Source organism: Streptomyces sp. NPDC041796, from assembly GCF_055590785.1.
In genome coordinates, this window is the sequence record NZ_JBVJAH010000019.1 from 98,852 (window position 1) to 125,062 (window position 26,211).

The window sequence follows — 26,211 nt, forward strand, 5'->3', positions numbered from 1 at the left end:
ATCTCGCTTGTTCTACGACGTATCAGGGGCCATCGTGTTCGTCATGAGCACCGCCACCGCACCCTCCCGCCGCTCGCGGCCCACGGCATCCACCCCCTCCAGCGCGCCTCCCGCGCCCCGTCGCGCCCTCGACTGGCGCGTCCGCTTCGCGCTGCTCTCCCTCGTCTGGGGCTTCAGCTTTCTGCTCATCAAGGTGGGCACCGAGGCGTACGCCCCGTTTCAAGTGACCTTCGGCCGCCTCCTGTTCGGCACCGCGGTGCTCGCCGTCGCCATGGTGGTGAAGCGCGCGAGGCTGCCGCGCGGCGCCCGGACGTGGGGCCACCTCGCGGTGGCGGCGTTCTTCCTCAACGCCCTGCCGTTCTCGCTCTTCGCGTACGCCGAGCTCACCATCCCGTCGACCCTGGCGGGCATCTGCAACGCCACCTCTCCGCTGTGGGGCATGGCCCTGTCCCTCGTCGCCCTGTCGGAGGACCGGCCGACGCGCCGCCGGGTGGCGGGGCTCGGCATCGGATTCCTCGGCGTCCTGACGGTGCTGGGGGCGTGGCAGGGCTTCTCCGGACTGGACGCCACGGGCACCGCGATGGCGCTGCTGGCCTCGCTCAGCTACCCCGTCGGCTGGATCTACGTCCGGCGCACGCTCGCGGGCCGGGACGAGTCGCACCTGTCCCTGACCGGGGCGCAGCTCTTCCTGGCCACGCTGCAACTCGCCGTCGTCACACCGCTGTTCACCACCTGGCCGACCGCCTTCCCGGTGGTGCCGCTGCTCGCGGTGATCGCGCTCGGGGCGCTGGGCACCGGCCTGGCGGTCCTGATCCAGTACGGGATCGTCGCCGAGGTCGGCCCGACGACCGGCCAGATGGTCACCTACTTCATCCCGGTGATCGCCACCGCCGCCGGGGTCACCCTCCTGGACGAGGCGCTGACCTGGAACACCCCGGTCGGGGCGCTGATCGTGCTGGCCGGAGCCGCCCTCACCCAGAGCCGCCCGAGGACGGGCACCGGACGTCAGCCGTAGCTGCGCGCCGCCACCGGGCCCACCGCCGCCGCCACCGTGTCGGCGAGCGACTCCAGGTCCGCCGGCGGCAGCCCCGAGACGGTGATCCGTACGCCCGGTCCGGCAGCCATCCGGAACCGGGCTCCGGGCGCCACCGCCCACCCGGCGTGCAGCAGGCGGGCGACCGCCCCGGTCTCGTCGGCGACCGGCACCCACACGTTCATACCGCTGCGCCCGTGCGCCTCGACGCCCCGCCGGGCCAGGGCCGCCACGAGCGCGTCGCGCCGCTCCGCGTACGCCGCCGCGACGGCTCGCGAGTCCACCGCGCCGGTCTCCCACAGGTGCACGACGGCCCGCTGCAACAGGCGGCTCACCCAGCCGGGCCCCAGGTTCTGCCGGCCCAGCACCCGGTCGACGGTGACCGCGTCGCCGGTCAGCGCGGCGACGCGGAGATCGGGTCCGTACGCCTTGGCGACCGACCGCACCAGCACCCAGTGGTCGGTCACGCCCGCGAGCGGATGCAGCGGCACGTCGACGAAGCCGTGCCCGTGGTCGTCCTCGATCAGCAGCACGCCCGGATGCGCGGCCAGCACCCGCCGCAGTTCCTCCGCCCGCGCCGCGCCCACGGCGGCGCCGGTCGGGTTCTGCGCCCGGTCGGTCACGACCAGCGCCCGCGCCCCGGCGTCACGGAGCGCCCGCTCCACCTCGGCGGGCAACGGACCGTCGTCGTCCAGGGCGACCGGCACCGGCTTCAGCCCGAGCGCGGGTACGAGGTCGAGGAGGGCGCCCCATCCGGGGTCCTCGACCGCCACGGCGTCACCGGGCCGCAGATGGGCGGCGAGTACGCGTTCGATGGCGTCCAGGGAACCGGACGTGACGGCGATCGGCCCGTCCGGCACTCCGTCGGCGTCCAGCGCCGCACGGGCGAGCCGGGCGAAGTCCTCGTCCACCGGCGCCTGCCCGTACAGCCCGGGCTCCTCGGCGTCGCGCCGTGCGGCGGCCGCCAGTGCCTCGCCGAGCGGCGGCAGCAGGGCCGGGTCGGGGTTGCCCTGCCCCACGTCCCGTACGCCCTCCGGCGCGTCGATCCGGAGGGAGCCGCGCACCGTGGTGGCCGGCCGCGACCGCACCCGGCTGCCCCGGCGCCCGGCCGTCTCGATGACCCCGCGCTCGCGCAGGGTGCGGTACGCGGCCGCGACCGTATTGGGATTGACGCCCAAACGAGCCGCCAACTCCCGCATGGGAGGCAGCAGTTGACCCGGCTCCAGCCGGCCCGAACCGACACCCTCCTCCACGCTCGCGGCAATCTCCGATGCGCGACGCCCTGTGATCCGATACTCTCCTAGCACAAACAAGATTATGCACTAGTGCAATGGAGACCGCAATGCCGGGGACCTCGACGCCGGAGACCGAGACCGCCTACCAGCCCACCGACCGGACCGTGCCGACCCGCTCCCGGGACCGGGCGTCGTACGACCGCGCCCTGGTGCACGCCATACTCGACGAGGCGTACGTCTGCCACCTCGGCTTCGTACGGGACGGCGCGCCGGTCGTCCTGCCCACGCTGTACGGCCGCGTCGGCGAGCGTCTCTACGTCCACGGTTCCACCGGTTCGCGCCCGGTGCGGATGGCGGGCGGGGCCGACCCGGGCCTCGCCGTCTGCCTGACGGTGACCCACGTGGACGGCCTGGTGCTGGCCCGTTCCGCCTTCCACCACTCGATCAACTACCGCTCGGTGGTCGTCCACGGCATCGCCCACCAGGTCACCGATCCCGAGGAGAAGCGCACCGCCCTCGACGCCCTCGTCGACCACGTCGTCCCCGGCCGCTCCACCGACTCCCGGCCGGCCAACGCCAAGGAGCTCGCCGCGACGGCCGTCCTCCGCCTGGACCTCGACGAGGTGTCGGCCAAGCTCCGCACCGGCGGCCCCAACGACGATCCGGAGGACCTCACGCTCCCGCACTGGGCGGGCGTGCTGCCGCTCCGGCCCGCCTACGGCAGCCCCGACCCGGCCTCCGACCTGGACCCGGCGATCCCCGTCCCCGACTACCTCACCGTTCTCTGAGACGCCCCGGGACGGGGCGATCAGGCCGGCGCCTCCAGCCGCCGCCCGACCGCGCTCCGCGCCTCGGCGACCGCCAGCCCGGTGACGGCACCGAGCAGGAGCAGCGTCCCGCCCACCGTCGCCCCGGTCAGCCGCTCGCCGAGCACCGTGACCGCGATGACGGCCGCGCTCACCGGCTCCAGGAGCATGATCACGGAGACGGTCGCGGCGCGCACCACGGCCGCGCCCGCGAAGTACAGCGCGTACGCCAGCGCGGTCGGCACGGCCGCCACGTACACCAGCAGTCCCACCACCTTCCCGAGTTCGGCCGTGTGCGGGACGAGGCCCTCGGCCGAGGCCATCGGCAGCAGCGCCACGGCGCCGACCGCGAAGGCCCAGGTGCTGGTGGCCAGCGCGTCCGGGCCGTCACCGCCCCTCCCGAGCCACCGCGTCAGGAGCGTGAGCGCGGCGTATCCGGCGGCGGAGAGCACCGCGAGCGCCACTCCGGCGGGGCGCACGGCGACACCTCCGCCGCCGAGCACGAGCACGGCGAGCCCGGCCAGCGCGCCCGTGACGGCGAGGACTCCGCCGCGCCCGAGCCGCTCGCCCATGGTCAGCCGTGCGCCGAGCGCGATGAGCACGGGACCGGCGCCCAGGGTGACGACGGTGCCGACCGCGAGGCCGGTCGCCTCGACGGCGGCGAAGTAGGCGCTCTGGAAGAGGGCCAGCCCGACCCCCGTACCGAGGACGCGCAGCACCCGCCGCCGACGGGACTCGGCCGCTCGGGGCGCACGGCGGCGGCGTACCGCCAGGGCGCCGAGCAGCAGTACGAGGCCACCGACGCAGCGCCAGAACGACAGGGCCAGTGGACCGAGGTCGCTGACGAGGAACACCAGCGAGGCGGCCGCCCCGGCGGTGCCCCAGGCGACCCCGGCGACGATCAGGTAGAAGAGACTGCGCCCTATGGACAAACCGGGCACAACAGAGGCATTCGACACGTGACTTCTCCGCACGAAGACAGACAGATGGATGACCGCTCGACTCCGCACGCGGGCAGCGACGATCCACCCGGCAACCCGGCGCGCGCCTGCGCACCGAGCCCGGATCGGTCTCCGTCAGAAGGGAGAGGTGCCGCCCGCGTTACGCGGCAGGCGGCGGAAGTACGGTCGAATGCATGATCGTCACCTTACGTGGCGGCCGTTCCGGCCGACAACTCGCCCTCCGACCGCACCTGGCCGGACCCGGCCACCGGCCCCGACGGCGCCTTGGGCGTCGATGACTGGGCGATGAAGGCACCGACGAGCACCACCGCGCCGCCCAGGATCTGCGGCCCCGAGAGGTGCTCCTCGAGCAGCACCCAGGCCAGTACGGTCGCGATGACCGCCTCCAGACAGGCGACCACGCCCGCCACCTGCGGCGAGAGCCGCCGCACCGAGATGACACCGGTGACGTACGCGAGGACCGTGGCGATCAGCACGATCCAGCCGAGCAGCAGCCACGCCGGAGCGGCCGCCCCGCCCATGTCCGCACTGCCGCCCAGCACGGCCCAGTCCATGCCCCACGGGCGCGCGACGGCGGTGAGGACGACCGAGCCGAAGAGCAGCCCGTAGGCGATGACCCCGAGCGGGTCGGCCGGTTCCGCCTCGTCGCTGCCCTGGTCGGAGAGGACGAAGTAACCCACCTGGCAGCAGGCGGCACCCAGCGCGAGCGCCAGACCGAGGAGGTCGAAGCTCAGCCCGGACCACACCTCCACCACGCACGCGAGTCCGCCGACGGCGAGGAGCACCCCGAGAGCCGCGGCCCTCGTCACCGGCCTGCGCTGGACGAACCGCACCCAGCCGAGCACCAGCGCCGGGGCGAGGTACTCGATGAGGAGCGCGACCCCGACGGGGATGCGGGAGATGGCCGCGAAGTAGCAGGCCTGTACGCCCGCGACGGCGAGCAGCCCGAAGCCGGCGAGCAGCGCGGGCTTGCGGCGGAGCAGATCGCGGTGGCGCCAGGCCACGGGCAGCATGACGAGTGCGGCACCGGTCACCCGTAGCCACACCACGTGCAGCGGGTCGAGCCCCGCCTCGATCAGCGGCTTGGCCGCGACGCCTGATCCACCGAATGCGAACGCCGAGGCCAGGGCGAGTCCCAGGCCGGCGCTTCTCCCCTGAGACGCGTGCATCGGCACATCATGGCAGGGGCGCGTCAGGAGCGTAAAGACGGTGACACCTGTTGAGACGGTCCACCGTCGGGAGCAGCGTGTGCCGGACGGGGCCGTGTCCTCGCGGACGGGACCGGAGGAGGCCGGGCCGAGAACTGACGGCCCATCAGCCTTGTATGTTCACGACGGCACGGCTACCTTCCGCGCACCGATACCCGCCGAGAAGGGGTGATCGCATGGCCGAGGTCAGCGCGGAGGCACGCATCGAGGCACCGGCGGGCGAGGTCTGGGCCCAGCTGACGGACCTCACGTCGTACGGCCGCTGGAACGCCACCCACACGAGTTTTCCCGGCGGCGCCCCCGAGAGCCTCGCGGTGGGCACCGCCTACCAGGAGAACATGAAGCTCATGGGATTCCCGGCCGAGGTCGCATGGACCGTCGACGAGCTGGAGCCGGAGCGCCTGCTGATCACCCGCGGAAAGGGCCCGATGGGTGTCGCGCTGGGCATGCGCTACACGCTGGCGCCGGACGGTGAGGCCACGACCGTCCGCGTGGACGGGGAGTTCACCGGAGCCGCCGTGTCCCTGATGGCGGGGAAGCTCAGGGACTCGGCGACCACCGCACTGGACGAGTCCCTGCGCCGGCTGGCCGCCCTGGTGACGTGACACGAGGGGCCGTGCGAGAGCCCTGCGCCGAGGGCCCCGGGCACACACCGCGGGGCCCTCGGGGGTCTTGGCGCCGAGACTCAGTCCTCGTCGGCCAGGATCAGGTACAGCTTCTTGCGAGTGTCGTTGATGACGGCCAGCGCCTTCTGCCGCTGCTCCGCGTTCCCCGTCTTCCAGACCTGCCCGAACGCCTCGAGCAGCCCGAACCCGGCCTGGCGGATCTCGTGCATGGCTTCCCAGTCGACCCCGCGCCCCGCCTCTTCCCAGGGAGCGTCCGGCCCCGACTCGGCCTCGGCACGCCCGGTGTCCGTGAGCGTGAACAGCTTCTTGCCGCCCTCGCTCCGGCTGGTGATCAGATCCTCGTCCTCCAGCAGCTGAAGGGTCGGGTAGACCGAGCCGGGGCTGGGCCGCCAGGCCCCGCCGCTGCGCTCGGCGATCTCCTGGATCATCTCGTAGCCGTGCATCGGACGGTCCTTCAGCAGCGCGAGGATCGAGGCGCGGACATCACCGCGCCGCGCCCGGCCCCGGCCGCCTCCCCGCCCTCGCCCGCCCCCGAACGGTCCGCCGCCGAACGGCCCACCGCCGAAACCCGGCCCGAAGGGGCCGAAGGCGCCACGGCGCCCCTCGAAGTCCCCACGGTGCTCGCCACCCCAGCCGCGATGGCCGGGTCCACAGTTCCCTTGCGCACGCATCTCGTACGCTCCTTCCATCGTTGATCTGTCGCGATGCTTCAACGATATATCGGAACAGCTCGCTGAGCAATCGTCCGGGCCGGAACAGGCCAGTCGGGCGGAATTGGCCTTGGTCCGGGAGGCCACCCGGCCCCTACGGTCAGGGCATGCGGATCCGAATCGTCGACGCCTTCACCGATCGCCCCTTCTCCGGCAACCCGGCCGGGGTCGTCCTCCTGGACGCCTTCCCGGACGACCAGTGGCTCCAGAAGGTCGCCGCGGAGGTCAACCTCTCCGAGACGGCCTTCGCCCACCCGCTGGCCCCGGGTGGCGAGGCCGACTGGGCGCTGCGCTGGCTCACCCCCGTCGCCGAGGTCGACATGTGCGGCCACGCCACGCTCGCCACGGCTCACGTCCTGCACACCACCGGCCGCGCGAGCGGCACCGTTCGCTTCAGTGCCCGGTGCGGCATCCTCTCCGCCACCGCGGCGGAGGACGGCACCATCACGCTGGACTTCCCGACCTCCACGCTGACGCCGGTCCCGGCCCCGGCCGGGCTCGCCGAGGCACTCGGCGCCGACGTCGTCACCGTCCACGACACCTCCCCGCACATCGGCGACCTGCTGGTCGAGTTGGCGGACGAGCGGTCCGTACGGGCCCTGGCGCCGGACTTCGCGGCCCTGGCGACCATGGCGGACCGGGGCGTCATCACCACGGCCGCCGCCGAGGACCCGGAGCGCGGACACGACTTCGTCTCCCGCTGCTTCTTCCCGGCCCTCGGCATCGACGAGGACCCCGTGACGGGCAGCGCGCACACCGCCCTCGCGCCCTTCTGGTCGGCCCGGCTGGGCCGTGACGAGCTGACCGGCCTGCAGGGCGGCGCCCGCACCGGCCTGGTACGCACGACGCTTCGGGGCGAGCGGACGCTGCTGACCGGCAACGCGGTGACCGTCATCGAGGGCGACCTGCTGGCCTGACACCGGCGGAGACGGCCGGAGCGGCGAAGGGGCGTACGGAACACTCCGTACGCCCCTTCGCCGTCACCGTCTCGGCACACCCGGCCCGGCCCGGCACCCGCCGTCACCGCCTCACGCCGTGGGCAGCCACCCCACCCGTCCCGCCAGCAGCGCGTACCCCACGAACGCCACGATGTCGAGGAGCGCATGGGCCACGACCAGCGGCCCCACCCGTCCCCAGCGCCGGTAGAGCAGGACGAAGACCACGCCCATCACCATGTTGCCGATGAACCCGCCGATGCCTTGGTACAGGTGGTACGAGCCGCGCAGGACCGAGCTGGTCACCAGCGCCGCCATGGGGCTCCAGCCCAGTTGGTCCAGCCGGCGCAGCAGATAGCCGACGACGATGACCTCCTCCAGGACGGAGTTCTGCACCGCCGAAAGGATCAGCACCGGGTACTTCCACCACACGTCGGGCAGCGCCTCGGGCACCACCGTCAGATTCGCCCCCGAGGCCCGCGCCACGAGGTAGAACGCGAGTCCCGCGCTGCCGATACCCGCCGCGACCAGGGTCCCGCGGCCGAGGTCCAACCACGGACGGGTGCGGTCGAAGCCGATCGCCCGCAGGCCCGCGCCCTCCCGCATCAGCAGGTGCGCCACCAGCACGACCGGGACCAGCGCTGTTGCGATCCCGAAGAGCTGCCAGGCCAGGTCCAGCCAGGGACGCCCGGGCGCGTACGAGCCGTTGAGCGTCGCCGCCTGTTCCTTCAGGCCGCCCGGTTTCGTCAGCGAGCCGATGAAGCTGATCAGCGCCGAGACCCCGCTCGCCCCGAGGGAGAGCGCCAGGACGATCAGCGTCTCGGACCGCAGGGTCCGCACCCCCACGCCCTCCGCGGGAAGAGATCCAGCCACGTACGCGCACACCTGCCTCGGTCGACCGCCCTGGAGGTCACAGCTTGCCCGACGGTCGCGGCCGGAACCCAGCCGGGGCGGCACACCGGCCGCCCCGGCCTCACCGCTCCAGCCGGGCCGACGGCTCTCCGGGGAAGCCGACCGGCCAGGTGTGCACCGGGTTGCCCTGTCGCATCAGACGGCAGTACTGACGGGTGGTGGCGGCCAGCGCCGCCTCACGTCCCAGCCCCGCCTCCAGCGCCCGGTGGAACGTTTCCACCTGCCAGGACGCACCGTTCACCCGGCGCTTGCACCGCTCCTCGACGATCCCGAGGTACCGCTTGCGGTCCGTGGGCTCCACGCCCCACGCGTCGAGACCCGCGGCGGCGAGCGGCAGCAGCTCGTCGCGTACCAGCTTCACCGCCGGCACCGTGGTGACCCCACCACCCCGGCCCGGCCGCGGCCAGCGCAGTTCGGCGTCGATGCCGTACCGGCACGCGGCGTCGAAGTTGGCGGCGGCGTCCTCGAACGACAGCCGCTTCCACACGGGCCTGGCCTCCTCGGCGAGTGCGCGGACCAGCCCGTAGTAGAAGGCCGCGTTGGCGAGGACGTCGTCGATCGTCGGCCCGGCCGGCAGCACCCGGTTCTCCACGCGCAGGTGCGGGACCCCGTCCACCACCCCGTACACCGGCCGGTTCCAGCGGTAGACCGTGCCGTTGTGCAGGGCGAGCTCCTGGAGGGCCGGGACCCCGCCCTCGTCGAGGACGCGCAACGGCTCCTCGTCGTCGCAGATCGGCAGCAGGGCGGGGAAGTACCGTACGTTCTCCTCGAAGAGCTCGTACGCCGAGGAGACCCACCGCTCCCCGAACCAGGTGCGCGGCCGCACACCCTGCGCCTGGAGCTCGGGCGGACGGGTGTCCGTGGCCTGGGTGAACAGCGGCGGGCGGGACTCGCGCCACAGCTCCCGGCCGAAGAGGAACGGCGCGTTGGCACCGACCGCGATCTGCACGGCGGCGATGGCCTGCGCGGCGTTCCACACGTCGGCGAAGCGCTCGGGCGTGACCTGGAGGTGCAGTTGTACGGAGGTGCACGCCGCCTCGGGAACGATGGAGCTCGCCGTGCAGCTGAGCCGCTCCACGCCTTCGATGTCGAGGGTGAAGTGCTCGCCCCGCGCGGCGACGATCTCGTCGTTGAGGAGTCGGTAGCGGTCGACGTCCGAGAGGTTCCCGGACACCAGATCGTCCTCCGAGAGAGTCGGAAGAATTCCGATCATCACAATGCCGGCATCGACCTCCTGCGCCTTGCGGTGCGCATATGCCAGACCCGTGCGCAGCTCCTCGGCGAGCTGGTCGAAGACGCGCCCGCCGAGCCGGTGCGGCGCGATGTTCACTTCGAGGTTGAACATTCCGAGTTCCGTCTGGAAATCCCGGCTCGCGATGCGCTCCAGCACCTCGGCATTCATCATCCGCGGCATGCCGTCCGCACCCGCCAGATTCAGCTCGATCTCCAGGCCCACGAGATTCCGTGGCCGGTCGAACCTCTTGTCGGCAAGGAGTCGCTCCAGACCCGTCAGGCACTGCTGGAGTTTCGTGCGGTACCTCTGCCGATCGGACAGGTCGAAGCCGCCTGCCGCGATCTTCTCCCCCATCGAAGCGTCCCTCCTCGAGTGGGCGGCGCGCGGCATCGTCCGCTCGCGTCACGGACGATAATGCCCAGCCGGACTGATCTGTAACGCCCACATGGACAGGGCTTGGACGGTAGGCTGGATACGTTGTTTGCCCGGCACATTCCGGAGGCATGAGGCAGCGCGCAGTTACCGCCGTCCGACCCCCGCCCCGGACGCGACGAGGGCGCGCCGAGTCGCCCGAAACGGCGACGGCATTCGGCCTACCGCACGCCGGGCAACACCGCAGGCAGCGACCTCGCCGACGCGGGAAATCCACAGAAACTCCGCAAATTGAAGACCTGTTTCGGCCTTGTGGGTAATATCGCCGACGGCTAGCGGAAACATTGCGTGAACACGCGTCGTATAAACTCCGCGAACGAGGCAGAGAGTCGAGCCCGGCCACGGCCCATCGGCCCCCTCCGGCACCCTCTGACCCCGAAGCTGACACTGCCGTCCGCACCTCCCCCGCATCACCCTGTCTCTTGACTGAGAGGCGACCCACCATGCCGCTCCACGTCTCCCCTGCCCCCGCGCCTGCCTTGCGCAGCGTCCTCGCGGCGCTCGGTTCCCCCGCCGTCCGTGAGGCACACACACCCGCTCTGCGGTCCGTCCAGGGACCGATGAGCCCCGAACTCCCGCTGCCCGTCCATGTACTGGACGTCCGCGACCAGATCGTTCCGCCCGTCGGTGCACCGCGTACCCGACTGGCCGGCTGGCGGTTCCTGATCCGCGGCGGCGACCGCCCCGTCGCCGCCGCGGACACCATCCTCACTCCCGACGGCTGGGCCTTCTCGCACTTCTTCGAAGGCCCCTATCTCGGGTCGACGGAGCGTGCGCTGCGCCAGGCCGAGGCCATGGCGACCCGCTACCAGCCGCGCCTGCTGTCCGTACCCGAGCTGTACATGCTGACCCTGTGGCTGCACGGGGACACGGAGGCCGACCCGGCCACCGGCGCCCCGGCCCCGGCGGACCTGCTGATCCCGCTGGCCCCGGCTCCCCCGGGGATCGCCCCGCACATGCCGTACCGGGTCGCCGACCTGTTGCCTGTGCTGACGCTGCGACTGGTGCCGCCACCGCTGCTGGAGTCAACGGCGTGATGACTCCCCCCGTCCGTTCGGACTAGCCCGGTCAGGCCATCACGAACCACCCGAAGGGACAGGGTGGTTGAGCTGAACCATCCGCGTGGGTGACACGTCATTAAGCAGTAGGAAGCGCTGACCCGAAATCCCTGCGGATTGACGCCCGTGGGGCAACACTGGGAACGGACCGACCGACAAACGGGGGGCGGCCATGAACACCGCGTCGAGCCGCAGGACACACACCACACCGCAGCGAAAGAACCGACCCATGTGCCAGCACCAGCCAGCCTGTCCGACCGCCGACTCCGCCGACAGGGAGGCGGCCCGCCTGGTGGCTCACCACCCGGAACAGGGCTGGAGCCTGCTGTGCAACGGCGTCCTGCTCTTCGAGGACACCGGTGAACTGCTGCCGGACGGCCAGATCATCGCGCCACACCGGCCGCTGAGCGCCTCGAAGGTCGTCACGGCCGCCTGAGGCACCGCACGGAACCGCACGCCGAAGGGCCGGTACGGAGGTCGTCTCCGTACCGGCCCTTCGGCGTGACCGTCAGTTGTCGTACTCGTCCAGCGGCGGGCAGGAGCAGACCAGGTTGCGGTCGCCGAACGCCCCGTCGATGCGGCGCACCGGCGGCCAGTACTTGTCCGCGGCCGAGACGCCGGCCGGGAAGACCGCCTCCTCACGGCTGTACGCGTGCGTCCACTCTCCGCCCAGCGCGGCGGCCGTGTGCGGGGCGTTGCGCAGCGGGTTGTCGTCCGCGGACCACTCGCCCGACGCGACCTTCTCGATCTCCGCACGGATCGCGATCATGGTGTCGCAGAACCGGTCGAGCTCGGCCAGGTCCTCGCTCTCGGTCGGCTCGATCATCAGGGTGCCGGCCACCGGGAACGACATGGTCGGGGCGTGGAAGCCGTAGTCGATCAAGCGCTTGGCGATGTCGTCGACGCTGACGCCGGTCGCCTTGGAGATCGGCCGCAGGTCCACGATGCACTCGTGGGCGACGAGCCCGGCGGGACCGGTGTAGAGCACCGGGTAGTGGGGCTCCAGGCGCTTGGCGATGTAGTTGGCCGCGAGGACGGCGACCTGCGTCGCGCGCTTGAGACCTTCGCCGCCCATGAGCCGGACGTACGCCCAGGAGATCGGCAGGATGCCGGCGGAGCCCCACGGGGCGGCCGAGATCGGGCCGACGCCCGTGTCGGGGCCCGCGCTCGGCTGGAGCGGGTGGTTGGGCAGGTACGGGGCGAGGTGCTCGCGCACACCGACCGGGCCGACGCCGGGGCCGCCGCCGCCATGCGGGATGCAGAAGGTCTTGTGCAGGTTCAGGTGCGAGACGTCACCACCGAACTCGCCCGGCTTCGCGAGGCCCACCAGCGCGTTGAGGTTGGCGCCGTCCACGTACACCTGGCCGCCGGCCTCGTGGACCTGGGCGCAGATGTCCGCGACGTGCTCCTCGAACACACCGTGCGTGGACGGGTAGGTGATCATCAGGACGGACAGCTCGTCGCGGTACTGCTCGATCTTGGCGCGCAGGTCCTCGACATCGATCTCGCCGTCGTCGGCGGTCTTGACGACGACGACCTTCATCCCGGCCATCACGGCGCTCGCGGCGTTGGTGCCGTGCGCGGAGGAGGGGATGAGGCAGACCGTGCGCTGGATGTCGCCGTTGGCACGGTGGTAGGCGCGGACGGCGAGCAGACCGGCCAGCTCGCCCTGCGAACCGGCGTTGGGCTGGATGGAGACCTTGTCGTAGCCGGTCACCTCCGCGAGGCGCTCCTCCAGCTCACGGATCAGGGTCAGGTAGCCCTGCGCCTGGTCGGCCGGCGCGAAGGGGTGCATCTGGCCGAACTCCGGCCAGGTCACCGGCTCCATCTCGGTGGTCGCGTTCAGCTTCATCGTGCAGGAGCCGAGCGGGATCATGCCTCGGTCCAGCGCGTAGTCGCGGTCGGCGAGCTTGCGCAGGTAACGCAGCATCGCGGTCTCGGAGCGGTGCGCGTGGAAGACGGGGTGGGTGAGGTACGCGTCGGTGCGCAGCCGCGCCGCGGGCAGGACGTCGGCGGTGCCGGCGTCCAGCGCCTCGATGTCGCCGCGCACGCCGAAGGCGTCCCACACGGCGGCGATCTGGGCGCGGCCGGTGGTCTCGTCGCAGGCGGCGGAGACGTGATCGGCGTCGACGAGGCGGAGGTTGACCCCGTTCTCGCGGGCGGCGGCCACGGCCTCGGCTGCCTTGCCGGGAACGCGGACGGTGACGGTGTCGAAGAAGGTGTCGTGGACGACCTCCACACCGCCCGCACGCAGGCCCTCGGCGAGGACGACGGCGTACCGGTGGACGCGCTGGGCGATCTGCTTGAGCCCCTCGGGGCCGTGGTAGACGGCGTACATGCCGGCCATGACGGCGAGCAGCACCTGCGCGGTACAGATGTTGCTGGTGGCCTTCTCCCGGCGGATGTGCTGCTCACGCGTCTGCAGCGCCAGGCGGTACGCCTTGTTGCCGTCCGCGTCGACGGAGACGCCGACGAGCCGGCCCGGCAGGCTGCGGGCGAAGGTGTCGCGCACGGCCATGTAGCCGGCGTGCGGGCCGCCGAAGCCCATCGGCACGCCGAACCGCTGGGTCGTCCCGACCGCGATGTCCGCGCCCAGCTCGCCGGGCGAGGTGAGCAGGGTGAGCGCCAGCAGGTCGGCGGCGACGGTGACGATCGCGCCGAGCTCGTGCGCCTGATCGATGACGGCCTTGATGTCCCGTACGGCACCGGAGGCGCCGGGGTACTGGAGCAGCACGCCGAAGACACCGCGCTCGGCGACCTCGGCCGGGATGCCCTCGCTCAGGTCGGCGACGACGACCTCGACACCGGTCGGCTCGGCGCGGGTCTCGATGACGGCGATGGTCTGCGGCAGGGCGTCGGCGTCGACCAGGAAGACGCCGTTCTTGACCTTGCCGACGCGGCGGGCCAGGGACATGGCCTCGGCGGCGGCGGTGCCCTCGTCGAGCAGCGAGGCTCCGGAGGTCGGCAGCCCGGTCAGGTCGGCGACCATGGTCTGGAAGTTGAGCAGCGCCTCCAGGCGGCCCTGCGAGATCTCCGGCTGGTACGGCGTGTACGCGGTGTACCAGGCGGGGTTCTCCATGACGTTGCGCAGGATGACCGGCGGCGTGAAGGTGCCGTAGTAGCCGAGACCGATCATCGGGGCGAGCACCTGGTTGCGGTCGGCGAGCGAGCGCAGCTCGGCCAGGACCTCGGCCTCGGTACGCGCGTCGGGCAGCCCGAGGGCCTCGGCGCTCTTGATCACATCCGGCACCGCGGCAGCCGTGAGCTCGTCGAGCGAACCGTAGCCGACCTGCGCGAGCATCTTGGCGCGGGCCTCTTCGTCGGGCCCGATGTGCCGCTGCTCGAACGGGATGCCCTGTTCGAGTACGGAGAGCGGAATGCGGTTGGCGGTCATTGCGGAGGCCTCCTGGTCGATACGACCTGCGAGGGGCACCACGGCGCGGGTGCCCGGACGGCCTCCCCCTCTGTCATCTCAACCTGAGAGCTTCACCGGACCTCCCCATGACGGGGCGGGCCGGCTTTCACCGTCGGTGAGAGCGGATGCCGTCCGACGCCCGCCCTGCTTTCCAGAGTGACCTCATCCGTGCGGTACCGGGTGCCTGAGAGATTCCGGGGAGGATTTGCTCCTTCGGCGCCTCCGAAAGGTTTCTCCGGAGGACTCTCCCGCACGGGGTCAGCGGCCGTCTGCCAGCCTACCAGCGCGGTCCCCGCCCGATCCCTCGAGTGGCCGACGTCACCGATGTGCACTTTCGTAGTGTTTACAGAGCGGTTGCGACCAGTTGGAGGGACCGTGCAGACCGATATCGATCCGCGCAGCCTGATCGGCCGCAAGGCCTTCGACCGCAACGGCCACAAGATCGGCACCATCGACGAGGTGTACCTGGACGACGCGACGGGGGTTCCCGAGTGGGCCGCCGTACGCACGGGCCTGTTCAGCCGCGACGCCTTCGTCCCCTTGGAGCCCAGCGGCCTCGAGGCCGACGGCCTGCACGTCCCGTACGACCGCGCCCTGATCAAGGACGCGCCCGACTTCGGCGTGGGCCGCCACCTGTCTCCCGAGCAGGAACTGCAGCTCTACCACCACTACGGCCTCGCGCTCCCGCCCCCTCCCGCGACGGACCGCGACTTCGGCAAGCTCGCCGGCCAGGAGGACTGACCCGGCACGAGAGGCAGCGGATCCGACGGCTCCAGGTCCGGATCGTCGGCCCAGAAGGTTCGCACCCGCCCCGGTGCCGACCCCGGCTCCTCGAATCGCACGGTCACCCGGCCCAGCCCACTTCCCTGCACCCACCCGGCTCCGTACTCGGCGTGCCGCACGTCCTGACCTGCCACCCACCGCCGAGGTTCGTCCGCACCGGCCGTCCCGGCACTGTCCGGCCCGGCAGCCGCGCGTCCCGCCGCTCCACCGGCCTCCCCGGCTCCGGGCCCCGCCCCGCTCCCGGCCCCGTCTCCGCGGCCCTCCCCCTCCGTGGAAGCGCCACCCTCCAGGGCACCCGACCGCACCCGGGCGTCCAGCCCGTCCGCCGCCGCAACCTCCTCACGAGGCCCGCCGCCCCCGCCCGGGCCGCCACTCGGCCCGGAGCCGGCCCGGCCGCGCATGCCGGAGCCGGCGACAACGGGCCGCCCGGCCGGTTCACCGACCGCCGGTCCGGCCACCTCGTCGCCCTTACGGGCCGGAACCCCCGCGTGGCCACCCGGCCAGGCGCGCACGTCCGCCTCCTGGGACACCGCCGGCGCGCCGGGCCCGCCCACCACAGCGCCCGCACCGGACTCCCCCGTCTTATGGGACACACCGGCGACGTCCTCAACCGGTTCCGCACCCCCCGCTCCCGCCCCGGCCGCCTCCTCCGCAGCGGCCTGGGCGAACAGGTCCTCCTGCGTATAGTCCGCGAGCCCCGTCACTCCCACGCCCAGCAGCCGCACACCACCCGTGGTGTCCACCCCCTCCAGCAGCCGTGCCGCCGCCTCCCGCACCACCACCGGGTCGTCCGTCGGGCCACGCAGCGTCTCGGACCGGGTCAGCGTGGAGAAGTCGTACCTCCGGACCTTCAGCACCACCGTCCGTCCCGACCGCCCCGCGCCCCGCAGCCGCTGGACGCACCGCTCCGCCAGCCGCTCCACCTCGATCCGCACCCGCACCCGGTCGTGCAGGTCCACGTCGAACGTGTCCTCCACGGACACCGACTTGGCGTCCCTCTCCGCCACCACGGGCCGGTCGTCGTATCCCATGGCCATCCGGTACAGCGACTCCCCGTGCGCCTTGCCGAGCAGCCGTACGAGCTCGTCCTCGCCCGCCGCCGCCAGGTCCGCCACCGTCGTCATACCGGCCCGCCGCAGGTGCTCCCCGGTCGCCGGCCCCACCCCCGGCAGGATCCGCACCGACTTGGGGCCCAGCAGTTCCCGCTCCGTCCCCGGCTCTATCAGCACCAGACCGTCCGGCTTGGCCTCCTCGGACGCGATCTTGGCGAGCATCTTGGAACCCGCCAGACCCACCGACCCCGTCAGCCCGGTGACCGCGTGGATGTCCCCGCGCAAGCGCTCGCCCGCCGCCCGCGCGGTGGCGGCGTCATGGGCCGAGCCCCCCGCCTCCAGGTCCACGAAGGCCTCGTCGAGGCTCAGCGGCTCGACGAGGGGCGACAGCTCCCGCAGCAGCCGCATCACCTGGTCGCTCACCGCGCGGTACAGCGAGAAGCGCGGCACCAGATAGGCCGCGTTCGGCGCCAGCCTCCTGGCCTGGGCCATCGGCATCGCCGAATGCACCCCGAAACGCCTCGCCTCGTACGACGCCGTGGCCACCACCCCGCGCGGCCCCAGCCCGCCGACGACCACCGGCTTCCCGCGCAGACTCGGCTTCGCCGCCTGCTCGGCGGCGGCGAAGAAGGCATCCATGTCCAGATGCAGAATCGTCGGCGCGGCTCTCACACCATCGATGCTGCCCTACGCCACTGACAATCGCCCGCACACACATGCGGGGGGCGGCTCAGACGGCCCTGTCGCGCCTCCTGCGCGCCAGCTCGTCCGACGGGTTGTTCCCGACCAGCGTCTCACCGGTGTCGACGCGTTCCCCGTGCAGCTGCGAGAGTGCGGCCTCGACGTCCCGCCACACCACACCCACCGCGATCCCGAAAATGCCCTGACCGCCCTGCAGCAGATCGACTACCTCGTCGGGCGACGAACACTCGTAGACCGTCGCACCGTCGCTCATGAGCGTCATGCGCTCCAGGTCCCGGAAGCCCCGCGCACGCAGGTGCTGGACGGCGGTACGGATGTTCTGCAGCGCCACGCCCGTGTCCAGGAAGCGCTTGACGATCTTGAGGACGACCACGTCCCGAAAGCTGTAGAGACGCTGCGTCCCCGACCCGTACGCGGGCCGCACGCTCGGTTCGACCAGCCCGGTGCGCGCCCAGTAGTCGAGCTGCCGGTAGGTGATTCCCGCCGCCGCGCAGGCAGTGGGCCCCCGATAGCCGATCGTTTCGGCGGCCGGATCCGCCGCCTGTCCCTGGGTCGGGTCGGCACCCGGGCCGACCGCATCCGCACCGGCCACTCCCGAGTGGAGCCGGTCGGTAACACCACCGGACATCCGATCGACCGCCTTCGCGTGAGCCGGGTCGGCCGAACTCCCGTGAAGCGGATACGGCCCGCTCTTCCCCAGACTTCGTCCGGGGAGGCCCCCAGTCGCACCGTCGCCGCTGATCATCACGCCGACCCTCCGTCCTTGACCTGCCATCTCGACGGTAGGCAGTCGCCAGGGGTGCGTCAACGATCGCCACACTCGGCACGCCGAGTGATAATCACCCTGAGAGTGGTTTCCCGTATCCAGAAACCGGGAAAGGCTTCTCGAATGGGCCCAAAGCCCTCACCGCTCACCCATTCACGCCGGGAAACATCGACCTTCGTGGCGCGTCCCCTCACCGCCCCGGGCGTCCGAGGGCGCAGGGGCGTCCGGACGGCCGACAGCCGACCGTGGGCGACAGTCAGCGGCAGTGCGGCCCGTCGGACGGACCGCCCGTCTCGGGGTCACCCGGCCTCGCCGACTGCTGGCGCCGAAGTCCTCCCGGCCTCACTGACTGCTGGTGCCGAAGTCCTCGGGCGAGATCTGGTCGAGGAACTCGCGGAACTTCTCCACCTCGTCCTCCTGCTCGTCCGGGATGGCGATGCCCGCGTCGTCGAGCACGCCGTCACTCCCGTAGATCGGGGTCCCGGTGCGCAAGGCCAGCGCTATGGCGTCGGACGGCCTGGCGCTCACCTCCACACCGCTGGCGAAGACCAGCTCCGCGTAGAAGACCCCTTCCCGCAGGTCCGTGATGCGGACCTCGGTCAGCTCTTGGCCCACGGCCTCGAGCACATCCTTGAAAAGGTCATGAGTGAGGGGCCGGGCGGGGGCCATGCCCTGCTGCGCGAAGGCGATCGCCGTCGCCTCTCCCGGACCGATCCAGATCGGGAGGTACCGGTCGCCTCCCACTTCACGCAGGAGCACGATCGGCTGGTTGGACGGCATTTCCACCCGGACACCGACAACATCGAGCTCGTTCACATTGCAACCCTAGGACGTGCCGGACCGGTTTGGATAGTCGGGCTCTGTCAAGATCAGGGCAAGCGGATACCGAGGGCGGTCTGCACCAGCGCCGCGTGCAGCCGTACGGACAGCGCCGCCAGCTCCTTCGCGGTCGCCTCGGCATGCGCCCTGGTCTGCGGATTACGGTGCCTGCGCAAGGGCGCGACCACCTGCTCCACCAGCCCCGCCTCCCGCTCGGCAGCGGCTTTCACCGCCCGCAGATGCCGCGGTTCCAGACCGAATCTCCCCAGATCCGCGACAAGTCTCGCGACGGTCACCGCCTCGGCGTCGTACCCGCCGTCCACGCCCTGTACGACGAGCCCGTAGGCCTCCCACTCGGCGAGCTCCTCCTCGCCGGCGCCCGCGGCCGCCATGAGCTCCGCCCTGCCCACCCGGGCAGCGGTCGGGCGGTCCTGCCCGTCCACCTCCCACGGATCACCGTCCTGGGACTCGCGCTGGGGCCCGGGAGCGGGCGGCAGCTCCACCTGCTCACCCCGCTCCACCGCGTCCAGGTGCTCCCGGATCACCTTCAGTGGCAGGTAGTGGTCCCGCTGCATCCGCAGGATGCGCGCCAGCCGCTCCACATCGCGCGGGCTGAACTTCCGGTAGCCGGACGCCGTCCGCTGCGGCTCGACGAGCCCCTCCGCCTCCAAGAACCTGATCTTGGAGATCGTGACTTCGGGAAACTCCTCACGCAGCTGATTGAGCACCGTCCCGATGCTCACCAGCTGATCCGCCGCGCCGGCGGTGCCGTTGCCGGCACCGCCCGTCGTGGTTCGCAGCATGGGCCTTCCCTGCCGGATCACACGCCCCGCTGGCTCGCGTAGAAGACCAGCCGGTACTTGCCGATCTGCACCTCGTCACCATTGGACAGCGGAACCGAGTCGATCCGCTCGCGGTTGACGTAGGTGCCGTTGAGACTGCCGACGTCCGAGACCGTGAAGCTGCCGTCGGGCGACCTGCGGAACTCCACGTGCCGTCGCGACACGGTCACGTCGTCGAGGAAGATGTCGCTCTGCGGGTGGCGTCCGGCCGTGGTCAGATCACTGTCCAGCAGGAAGCGGCTGCCCGAGTTCGGACCGCGCCGCACGACGAGGAGCGCCGAACCGAGCGGCAGCGCCTCCACGGCCGCCTGCGCCTCGGGAGACAGCGACGGCAGCTGCGTCTGGCCGGTGACCTCGGAGTCGTACGCCTCCAGGCCGGAGATCGAGATCGTCGACGTCGTCTCGGACGCGCGCTCGGCGGGGACGCCCCCGCGCAGCGGCGCACCGCAGTTGGAGCAGAACCGGCTCGCCTCGGCGTTGCGGTGCCCGCACCTCGTACACACCGGCATGGACGAATCCTCCTGCCGCGGCTGGCCCGCGTGGGCGCTCGTCGCGTACGGGTCGGGCGTAAACCCTCCACCCGTACTCGAGGTTGATGGTTCCCCGAAACCTATGCGGCCGGAACCGGCAGGGTCAACAGACGCGCCCTGGCCCCTCGGAATGTCACCACCCGGACCCGCGACCTCGTCACGGAACAGCGGGCGCTCGCCTCCCTGCTCCTCGGTCTGACCCTGGCGCGGGGCGCGATGGCGGGCGGCGTTGCCGCCGTCCTCGCGTGCGCTCTTGCCGAACAACTTCGCAAACAACTTCACGGGCGATTCCCCTTGAACGAAACAGACCCGCCCGTGGGGCAGGACGAACCCTGAATGAACACACCTGCCGACCCGGACATCATCACAACGTCCGTATCCTCCGGACAGTTTCCATCACGCACCACATCTGTGATGCGCCGACCCCCCGCAACCTCATGTCCTGGCACCCGTCTTCCGGTTGCCCCCGTACGTCCCCGTACGGCCCCTGGCCGCGTGACCCCCATGTACCCCTGCCTCACTGCGATGACGACCGAGCGTAGTCAGGCCGCTCCGCCGGTCGCAAGGCGTCAACGACGATCTTCTGCGACCGGGTGACCGTGGCGGTGGCCTGCTCCTTCTCCAGCGTCTGCACGACGCCTCCCGGGATGTTCAGCGCCGGTTCGAGATCCTGGGGCTTCCCGATGACCTTGAAACGGTACGGTGCCTTGATCCCCCGGCCGTCCACCTCTATCTCCCCCGCGTCACCGGAGAAGTACGAGTCGGCGACGACCCGGACGCCGTTGACCTGGATCGCTTCCGCGCCTGCCGCCCTGAGCTCCTGGATCGCGTCGAGCAGCATGTCGGACTCCACCGCACCGGCGCCGTCGTCGATGGTGAGCGTGATCCCGGGCCCCTGGGCCGCCACCGTACCGGCCAGGATCCCCAGCTGCCGCTCCTTTTCCAGCGTCTGCTTGCGCGCCTCCTCGGCCTGGTCGGAACTGTTCTCCAGCTCCGTGCGCTGGTCCTCCAGGCGCGCCTTCTCGTCCTCCAGGCGCTGCGTACGGTCGTCGAGCTCGTCGAGGATGCGGACCAGGTCCTCCTGGCGCGCACCGCGCAGTGCGCCCGTGTCGCTGGTGGAGCGGACCTGGATGGCCAGGCCCAGTCCCAGCCCGAACAGCAGGACGGCCACGATGAGTTGCGCCCGCGTGACGCGCGGCGGCCACAGGCCCGCCACCAGCCTCTGGCGCCCGGTCTTCACCTCCGGCCGCGGCTCCGGGGCGGAAGCCGCGTCCGCCGCCGGCTCCGGTGCCGGGTCCGGCGTCGGCTTCGATGCCGGGTCCGGCGTCGGCTTCGGTGCCGGATTCTCTGCCGGCTTCGGTGTCTCTTCGTTGCTCATCGGCCTCACGCCCGGAACACATGCCGCCGGATGGCGGCGGCGTTGGAGAAGATCCGGATGCCGAGCACGACGACCACACCCGTGGACAGCTGTGCGCCGACGCCCAGCTTGTCGCCGAGGAACACGATCAACGCGGCCACGACGACGTTAGACAGGAAGGAGACGACGAAGACCTTGTCGACGAAGATCCCGTCGAGCATGGCCCGCAGACCACCGAAAACGGCGTCGAGGGCGGCCACGACGGCGATCGGCAGATAGGGCTCGACCACCGCCGGCACCTCGGGCCGGATGAACAGTCCGACCACGACTCCCACGACGAGGCCCAGTACGGCGATCAAGATGTGCCCTTCCCTGTGTCGGCCGTGCCCTGCCCGTCACCCACTTCGGCTCCGGTGTCGCCCGGCTGTGCTGTACGTACGATCAGGCTCGGCGCAGCCGGCAGACGCACCTCGCCCTGGTCCGAAATGCTGGTGCGGATACCGAAGTTCTCCTGCAGCACGTGCAGGTACTGCCCGTCCGCACTGTCCTGGAACGTCGTACTCAGCTTTTTTCCGTCCCCTACCGCCAGCACCGTGTACGGCGGCACCAGCGGTTTGTTGTCGACCAGTATGGCGTCGCCCGCCGCGCGGATCGCCGACAGGGCGGTCAGCCGCTGCCCATTGATGGCGATGGCTTCCGCACCCGCCTGCCACAGCCCGTTGACGACCCGCTGCATGTCACGGTCCCGGACCCGGCCCGTATCGGCGAAGCCGCTGCTCTCCCGCGGCCCCCCGCCACCGTCCTCGGTGTCCTTGGCGTCGTCCACGACGAGCCTGACGCCCGGTCCCCGGACCGGCGTCGCCCCCGACAGCAGCGCTACGAGCTGCCCCTGGTCCCCTCCGTGCTGCTCCAGCGCCTTGCGCTGCCGCTCCCCCACCTCGGCACGCAGCGCCTCGATGTCCTTCTCGAGACGGTCCGCCGCCGAGGTCTCCGACCCGATGCGGTCGATGAGCTCCTCGCGCTCCTTCGCCACCACCGGGGCGGATATCTGCGCCTGTGCGGCCCCGAGCGTCACCACCAGCGCGGCCAGTACCAGCCCGGCCGCCAGTCCCAGCTTCGCGCGCAGCGTACGGGGCAGGCCCCCGCCCTCGGATGCCCGGCGGGCCGAGGCCTCCGCGTACCCGTCGTCGAGCGCGTGGTCCATCACATTGGTCAGCAGCGACATGGACGCATCGGGACGCGAAGGCGGGGATCCGGTGCTCCGAACGGGGGGCTGCTGCGACATGCCGCACATCGTCGCACGTCGGAGCGGCTACCGCCGAATGGCCCCACCGGTGTGCCGGGACGCGCCGTGCGACGCCTCCCGGCACACCGCTCCTCGTGGGTGTCAGCGACCCGCGCTGTCCACCACTGCCGCCCACTCGTCGAGCAGGGCCTGCGCGGACGCGTCGTCCGGGCCTTCCGCCCACAGATGGGTCACGGCCTCGGCCGGGTCGGGCAGCACCATCACCCACCGGCCGTCGGCCTCGACGACGCGGACACCGTCGGTCGTGTCCACGTGCCGGTCGCCGGCCGCCTCCACGACCCGCCGCATGACCAGGCCCTTGACCGCCCACGGCGTCGCCAGGTCCCGCTTCAGCACGTGCGCCCGCGGAATGCGCGCGTCGATCTGGCTGAGCGTGAGCTGAGTACGCGCCACCAGCCCGATCAGCCGCACGAACGCCGCCGTACCGTCGAAGACGCTGCTGAACTCGGGAACGATGAAGCCACCACGGCCGTCGCCGCCGAAGATCGTCGACTCCTCGCGCCCGACCCTCGTCAGGTCGTCCGGAGACGTCGTCGTCCAGTCCACCTGCGTGCCGTGGTACGCCGCGACCTGCTCGGCGATCCTGGTGGTCGTCACCGGCAGCGCCACGCGCCCGCTGCGCCGCTCCGCGGCCACCAGGTCCAGCATCACGAGCAGTGCCCGGTCGTCCTCGATGATCCGGCCGCGCTCGTCCACGAGCGACAACCGCTCACCGACCGTGTCGAACCGCACCCCGAACGCCGCACGCGCCGAAGCCACTATCTCCCCGAGCCGCACCAGCCCCGCACGACGGGATTCGGCGGACTCGGTGGGCCGCGACTCGTCCAGACCGGGGTTGATCGTCAGTGAGTCGACCCCGAGCCGCCCGAGGAGGCTGGGCAGAACAAGCCCGGCACTTCCGTTGGAGGCGTCGACGACGACCTTGAGACCGGCGTCGGAGATCCCGGTGGTGTCGACGTTCCGCAGCAGGGACCCGGTGTACGAGTCGAAGACGCTGGACGGGAAGCTCAGGTCGCCGATCTCGCCCGGGAAGGCCCGCCGGTACTCCTGGCGTGCGTACACCCGGTCCAGCTTCCGCTGCCCCGCCTGCGACAGGTCGGCGCCCCGCTCGTCGAAGAACATGATGTCCACCGAGTCGGGCACGCCCGGCGTCGTCCGGATCATGATGCCACCGGCGCTCCCTCGCGCCGTCTGCTGCCGTGCGACGGGCAGCGGCACGTTCTCCAGGTCGCGTACGTCGATGGCACTGGCCTGCAGTGCCGAGATCACCGCGCGCTTGAGCGCTCGAGCGCCTCGCGAGTGGTCACGCGCCGTGGTGACCGTGGCGCCCTTCTTGAGCGTCGTCGCGTACGCGCCCGCCAGCCGGACCGCCAGCTCGGGAGTGATCTCGACATTCAGGATCCCGGACACACCGCGCGCCCCGAAGAGATGCGCCTGCCCACGCGACTCCCAGATCACCGAGGTGTTGACGAACGCGCCGGCCTCGATGGTCTTGAACGGATAGACCCGGACATTGCCCTGGACGATCGATTCTTCACCGACCAGACACTCGTCGCCGATGACGGCCCCGTCCTCGATCCGGGCGGCCCGCATGATGTCGGTGTTCTTGCCGATCACACAGCCGCGGAGATTGCTGTGCTGACCGATGTAGACGTTGTCGTGAACAACCGCTTTATGCAGGAAAGCGCCGCTCTTCACGACCACGTTCGAGCCGACGACGGTGTGCTCGCGGATCTCCACACCGGCCTCGACCTTGGCATAGTCGCCAATGTAGAGAGGCCCGCGCAGAACTGCGTCCGGGTGCACCTCGGCACCCTCGGCAACCCACACTCCGGGAGAGATTTCGAAGCCGTCGAGTTCGACGTCCACCTTGCCCTCGAGCACGTCGGCCTGGGCCTTGACGTAGCTCTCGTGGGTGCCGACGTCCTCCCAGTAGCCCTCGGCGACATAGCCGTAGATCGGCTTGCCCTCCTTCATGAGCTGCGGGAAGACGTCCCCCGACCAGTCGACCGGGACATCGGCCTCGACGTAGTCGAAGACCTCGGGCTCCATGACGTAAATGCCGGTGTTGACCGTGTCGGAGAAGACCTGGCCCCAGGTGGGCTTCTCCAGGAAACGCTCCACCTTCCCTTCCTCGTCCACGATGGTGATACCGAATTCCAGCGGGTTGGGAACACGGGTCAGACACACCGTGACCATCGCGCCCTTTTCCTTGTGGAACGCGATGAGGTCGGTCAGGTCGAAATCGGTGAGCGCATCACCGGAGATGACGAGGAAGGCATCGTCCTTGAGTGCCTCTTCGGCGTTCTTGACACTCCCCGCAGTACCGAGCGGCTTCTCCTCGTTGGCATAGGTCAGTTCCATGCCGAGCTCTTCACCGTCACCGAAATAGTTCTTTACGAGTGAGGCGAGGAACTGCACGGTCACGACGGTCTCATTGAGCCCGTGCCGCTTGAGCAGCCGCAGCACGTGCTCCATGATCGGCCGGTTGGCCACCGGCAGGAGCGGCTTGGGCATGCTCGAGGTCATGGGGCGAAGTCGGGTTCCTTCGCCACCGGCCATTACGACGGCCTTCATGTCGGAAGCGTCCTCCTTGCAGAGACGACGGTCAAGCCGACTTCACCCGTCCGGGACAGTGGTCCGCTCACAACAAACAGGCACTGGCAATCACTGCACTGCACCGGACAGACGGGCTCAATCGGCCACGGTATCCGCCTTGACAAGTCGGCGGACCTGGACCACATACAGGATCCCTGCCCACCAATAGAGAGTTGTACCCCATCCTGCGAACGCCCACCCGAAAATTTCAGCGAGTGACGAAAGCCAGCCCGTGCCGTCACTGAGCAGGAGGAGCGGGAAGGCGTACATCAAGTTGAACGTCGCCGCCTTGCCCAGGAAGTTCACCTGCGGCGGCGGATACCCGTGCCGGCGGAGGATTCCCACCATCACCAGCAGCATCAGCTCACGGGCCAAAAGTGCCATGGTGAGCCACAGCGGCAGAATCTCACGCCATGTCAGGCCGAGGAGGGTGGAAAGGATGTAGAGCCGGTCGGCCGCCGGGTCGAGGAGCCGCCCGAGATTGCTGATCTGGTTCCAGCGCCGGGCGAGCTTGCCGTCGAGGTAGTCGCTGACACCGCTGAGCATGAGGACGAGCAACGCCCAGCCGTCACTCTTCGGCCCACCGAACTCGGGGCGAAGAATCAGCCACAGGAACAGTGGTACACCCGCCAGGCGAGCCATGCTGAGGATGTTGGGGATGGTGAGGACCCGGTCCGTCTGAACGCGAGTCTCCTGAACCTCCACCCGGGTGCCTCCTGTGGAACGTGCCAACGATGCCCCCTGACTTTACCGTCAGGCGGGACGGGCCAGCGCACAGGGGTGGTCGGGCCCGTGAACGCAAAAATGCCTCAGTCCCCGGACACTAAGGTCCGGGGACTGAGGCTAAAAATTGTTCGGCGGCGTCCTACTCTCCCACAGGGTCCCCCCTG

At 71.0% G+C, this 26,211-nt stretch carries 24 protein-coding genes and 1 riboswitch; of the genes, 7 read left to right on the plus strand and 17 right to left on the minus strand.

Features of this window, described 5'->3' with window-relative positions; genetic code table 11:
• Positions 1–43: 43 nt before the first annotated feature.
• Positions 44–1,015 (plus strand): DMT family transporter, encoded by a 972-nt coding sequence (locus tag ACZ6C1_RS30770; protein ID WP_469245353.1) that lies wholly within the window; start codon positions 44–46, stop codon positions 1,013–1,015.
• On the opposite strand, the gene ACZ6C1_RS30775 is transcribed toward ACZ6C1_RS30770, so the two are convergent.
• Entirely contained in the window at positions 1,006–2,340 is a 1,335-nt protein-coding gene (locus tag ACZ6C1_RS30775) for an aminotransferase class I/II-fold pyridoxal phosphate-dependent enzyme (protein ID WP_469245357.1), read from the minus strand. The two genes, ACZ6C1_RS30770 and ACZ6C1_RS30775, sit on opposite strands and share 10 nt — an antisense overlap.
• A gap of 35 nt (positions 2,341–2,375) precedes the next feature.
• On the opposite strand from ACZ6C1_RS30775, the gene ACZ6C1_RS30780 reads away from it, so the two are divergent.
• Positions 2,376–3,056 carry a pyridoxamine 5'-phosphate oxidase family protein gene (locus ACZ6C1_RS30780; protein WP_469245361.1) on the plus strand — a complete coding sequence of 227 codons (681 nt, stop codon included), beginning with the start codon at positions 2,376–2,378 and terminating at the stop codon, positions 3,054–3,056.
• A gap of 20 nt (positions 3,057–3,076) precedes the next feature.
• Here the strand turns inward: ACZ6C1_RS30780 and ACZ6C1_RS30785 are convergent, their stop codons facing one another.
• Together ACZ6C1_RS30785 and ACZ6C1_RS30790 are read right to left on the minus strand one after the other, a co-directional pair.
• Positions 3,077–4,033, minus strand: coding sequence for a DMT family transporter (locus tag ACZ6C1_RS30785; RefSeq protein WP_469245363.1), 957 nt, complete (start codon positions 4,031–4,033; stop codon positions 3,077–3,079).
• A 188-nt stretch (positions 4,034–4,221) separates the two neighbouring features.
• Positions 4,222–5,205, minus strand: coding sequence for an EamA family transporter (locus ACZ6C1_RS30790; protein WP_469245365.1), 984 nt, complete (start codon positions 5,203–5,205; stop codon positions 4,222–4,224).
• Between the two features lie 215 nt (positions 5,206–5,420).
• On the opposite strand from ACZ6C1_RS30790, the gene ACZ6C1_RS30795 reads away from it, so the two are divergent.
• A complete protein-coding gene (locus ACZ6C1_RS30795; RefSeq protein WP_469245391.1) occupies positions 5,421–5,849 on the plus strand; it encodes a type II toxin-antitoxin system Rv0910 family toxin in 429 nt (142 codons plus the stop codon).
• Between the two features lie 80 nt (positions 5,850–5,929).
• Here ACZ6C1_RS30795 and ACZ6C1_RS30800 read toward each other — a convergent pair whose 3' ends face one another.
• Complete coding sequence (locus ACZ6C1_RS30800) at positions 5,930–6,541, minus strand: PadR family transcriptional regulator (RefSeq protein WP_469245393.1); 612 nt, start codon at positions 6,539–6,541, stop codon at positions 5,930–5,932.
• A gap of 146 nt (positions 6,542–6,687) precedes the next feature.
• Here ACZ6C1_RS30800 and ACZ6C1_RS30805 point away from each other — a divergent pair, with 146 nt between their 5' ends.
• Positions 6,688–7,497 (plus strand): PhzF family phenazine biosynthesis protein, encoded by an 810-nt coding sequence (locus tag ACZ6C1_RS30805; RefSeq protein WP_469245395.1) that lies wholly within the window; start codon positions 6,688–6,690, stop codon positions 7,495–7,497.
• Between the two features lie 111 nt (positions 7,498–7,608).
• Here ACZ6C1_RS30805 and ACZ6C1_RS30810 read toward each other — a convergent pair whose 3' ends face one another.
• Both ACZ6C1_RS30810 and ACZ6C1_RS30815 read right to left on the minus strand, forming a co-directional pair.
• A complete protein-coding gene (locus ACZ6C1_RS30810; protein ID WP_469245397.1) occupies positions 7,609–8,388 on the minus strand; it encodes a CPBP family intramembrane glutamic endopeptidase in 780 nt (259 codons plus the stop codon).
• Positions 8,389–8,488: 100 nt separating this feature from the next.
• Positions 8,489–10,015, minus strand: a complete 1,527-nt coding sequence (locus ACZ6C1_RS30815; RefSeq protein ID WP_469245399.1) for a glutamate-cysteine ligase family protein — start codon at positions 10,013–10,015, stop codon at positions 8,489–8,491.
• 521 nt (positions 10,016–10,536) lie between these two features.
• Between ACZ6C1_RS30815 and ACZ6C1_RS30820 the strand changes: the two genes are divergently transcribed.
• Both ACZ6C1_RS30820 and ACZ6C1_RS30825 read left to right on the plus strand, forming a co-directional pair.
• A complete protein-coding gene (locus ACZ6C1_RS30820) occupies positions 10,537–11,130 on the plus strand; it encodes a hypothetical protein (RefSeq protein ID WP_469245400.1) in 594 nt (197 codons plus the stop codon).
• 250 nt (positions 11,131–11,380) lie between these two features.
• The gene (locus ACZ6C1_RS30825; RefSeq protein WP_189551922.1) at positions 11,381–11,587 is read left to right on the plus strand and encodes a DUF5999 family protein; all 207 of its coding nucleotides are present in this window, start codon (positions 11,381–11,383) and stop codon (positions 11,585–11,587) included.
• A gap of 72 nt (positions 11,588–11,659) precedes the next feature.
• On the opposite strand, the gene gcvP is transcribed toward ACZ6C1_RS30825, so the two are convergent.
• Positions 11,660–14,545 (minus strand): aminomethyl-transferring glycine dehydrogenase, encoded by a 2,886-nt coding sequence (gene gcvP, locus ACZ6C1_RS30830; RefSeq protein ID WP_469245401.1) that lies wholly within the window; start codon positions 14,543–14,545, stop codon positions 11,660–11,662.
• 182 nt (positions 14,546–14,727) lie between these two features.
• Positions 14,728–14,827: riboswitch (glycine riboswitch) on the minus strand.
• Between the two features lie 114 nt (positions 14,828–14,941).
• Here gcvP and ACZ6C1_RS30835 point away from each other — a divergent pair.
• Entirely contained in the window at positions 14,942–15,307 is a 366-nt protein-coding gene (locus tag ACZ6C1_RS30835) for a PRC-barrel domain-containing protein (protein WP_469245402.1), read from the plus strand.
• On the opposite strand, the gene ACZ6C1_RS30840 is transcribed toward ACZ6C1_RS30835, so the two are convergent.
• From ACZ6C1_RS30840 to ACZ6C1_RS30885, 10 genes are all read right to left on the minus strand, one after another.
• Positions 15,235–17,073 carry a DNA polymerase IV gene (locus ACZ6C1_RS30840; protein ID WP_469245403.1) on the minus strand — a complete coding sequence of 613 codons (1,839 nt, stop codon included), beginning with the start codon at positions 17,071–17,073 and terminating at the stop codon, positions 15,235–15,237. The genes ACZ6C1_RS30835 and ACZ6C1_RS30840 overlap by 73 nt on opposite strands.
• Before the next feature lie 58 nt (positions 17,074–17,131).
• Positions 17,132–17,848, minus strand: coding sequence for a MerR family transcriptional regulator (locus ACZ6C1_RS30845; RefSeq protein ID WP_469245404.1), 717 nt, complete (start codon positions 17,846–17,848; stop codon positions 17,132–17,134).
• Between the two features lie 363 nt (positions 17,849–18,211).
• The gene (locus ACZ6C1_RS30850; RefSeq protein WP_004002801.1) at positions 18,212–18,685 is read right to left on the minus strand and encodes a bifunctional nuclease family protein; all 474 of its coding nucleotides are present in this window, start codon (positions 18,683–18,685) and stop codon (positions 18,212–18,214) included.
• Between the two features lie 53 nt (positions 18,686–18,738).
• The gene (ftsR, locus tag ACZ6C1_RS30855) at positions 18,739–19,491 is read right to left on the minus strand and encodes a transcriptional regulator FtsR (RefSeq protein WP_469245405.1); all 753 of its coding nucleotides are present in this window, start codon (positions 19,489–19,491) and stop codon (positions 18,739–18,741) included.
• 17 nt (positions 19,492–19,508) lie between these two features.
• On the minus strand, positions 19,509–20,450 hold the full coding sequence (locus ACZ6C1_RS30860; RefSeq protein ID WP_469245428.1) for an FHA domain-containing protein: 942 nt from the start codon (positions 20,448–20,450) through the stop codon (positions 19,509–19,511).
• Positions 20,451–20,577: 127 nt separating this feature from the next.
• Positions 20,578–21,438: a DUF881 domain-containing protein gene (locus tag ACZ6C1_RS30865; RefSeq protein ID WP_469245407.1), complete on the minus strand. Its 861-nt coding sequence runs from the start codon at positions 21,436–21,438 to the stop codon at positions 20,578–20,580.
• Between the two features lie 5 nt (positions 21,439–21,443).
• Positions 21,444–21,776 (minus strand): small basic family protein, encoded by a 333-nt coding sequence (locus ACZ6C1_RS30870; protein WP_064068997.1) that lies wholly within the window; start codon positions 21,774–21,776, stop codon positions 21,444–21,446.
• Complete coding sequence (locus ACZ6C1_RS30875; protein WP_469245413.1) at positions 21,773–22,702, minus strand: DUF881 domain-containing protein; 930 nt, start codon at positions 22,700–22,702, stop codon at positions 21,773–21,775. Before ACZ6C1_RS30875 ends, ACZ6C1_RS30870 begins: the two co-directional genes overlap by 4 nt.
• Positions 22,703–22,804: 102 nt before the next feature.
• The gene (locus tag ACZ6C1_RS30880) at positions 22,805–25,300 is read right to left on the minus strand and encodes a mannose-1-phosphate guanyltransferase (protein WP_126888686.1); all 2,496 of its coding nucleotides are present in this window, start codon (positions 25,298–25,300) and stop codon (positions 22,805–22,807) included.
• Positions 25,301–25,417: 117 nt separating this feature from the next.
• Positions 25,418–26,026 carry a CDP-alcohol phosphatidyltransferase family protein gene (locus ACZ6C1_RS30885; RefSeq protein ID WP_469245415.1) on the minus strand — a complete coding sequence of 203 codons (609 nt, stop codon included), beginning with the start codon at positions 26,024–26,026 and terminating at the stop codon, positions 25,418–25,420.
• Between the last annotated feature and the right edge of the window lie 185 nt (positions 26,027–26,211).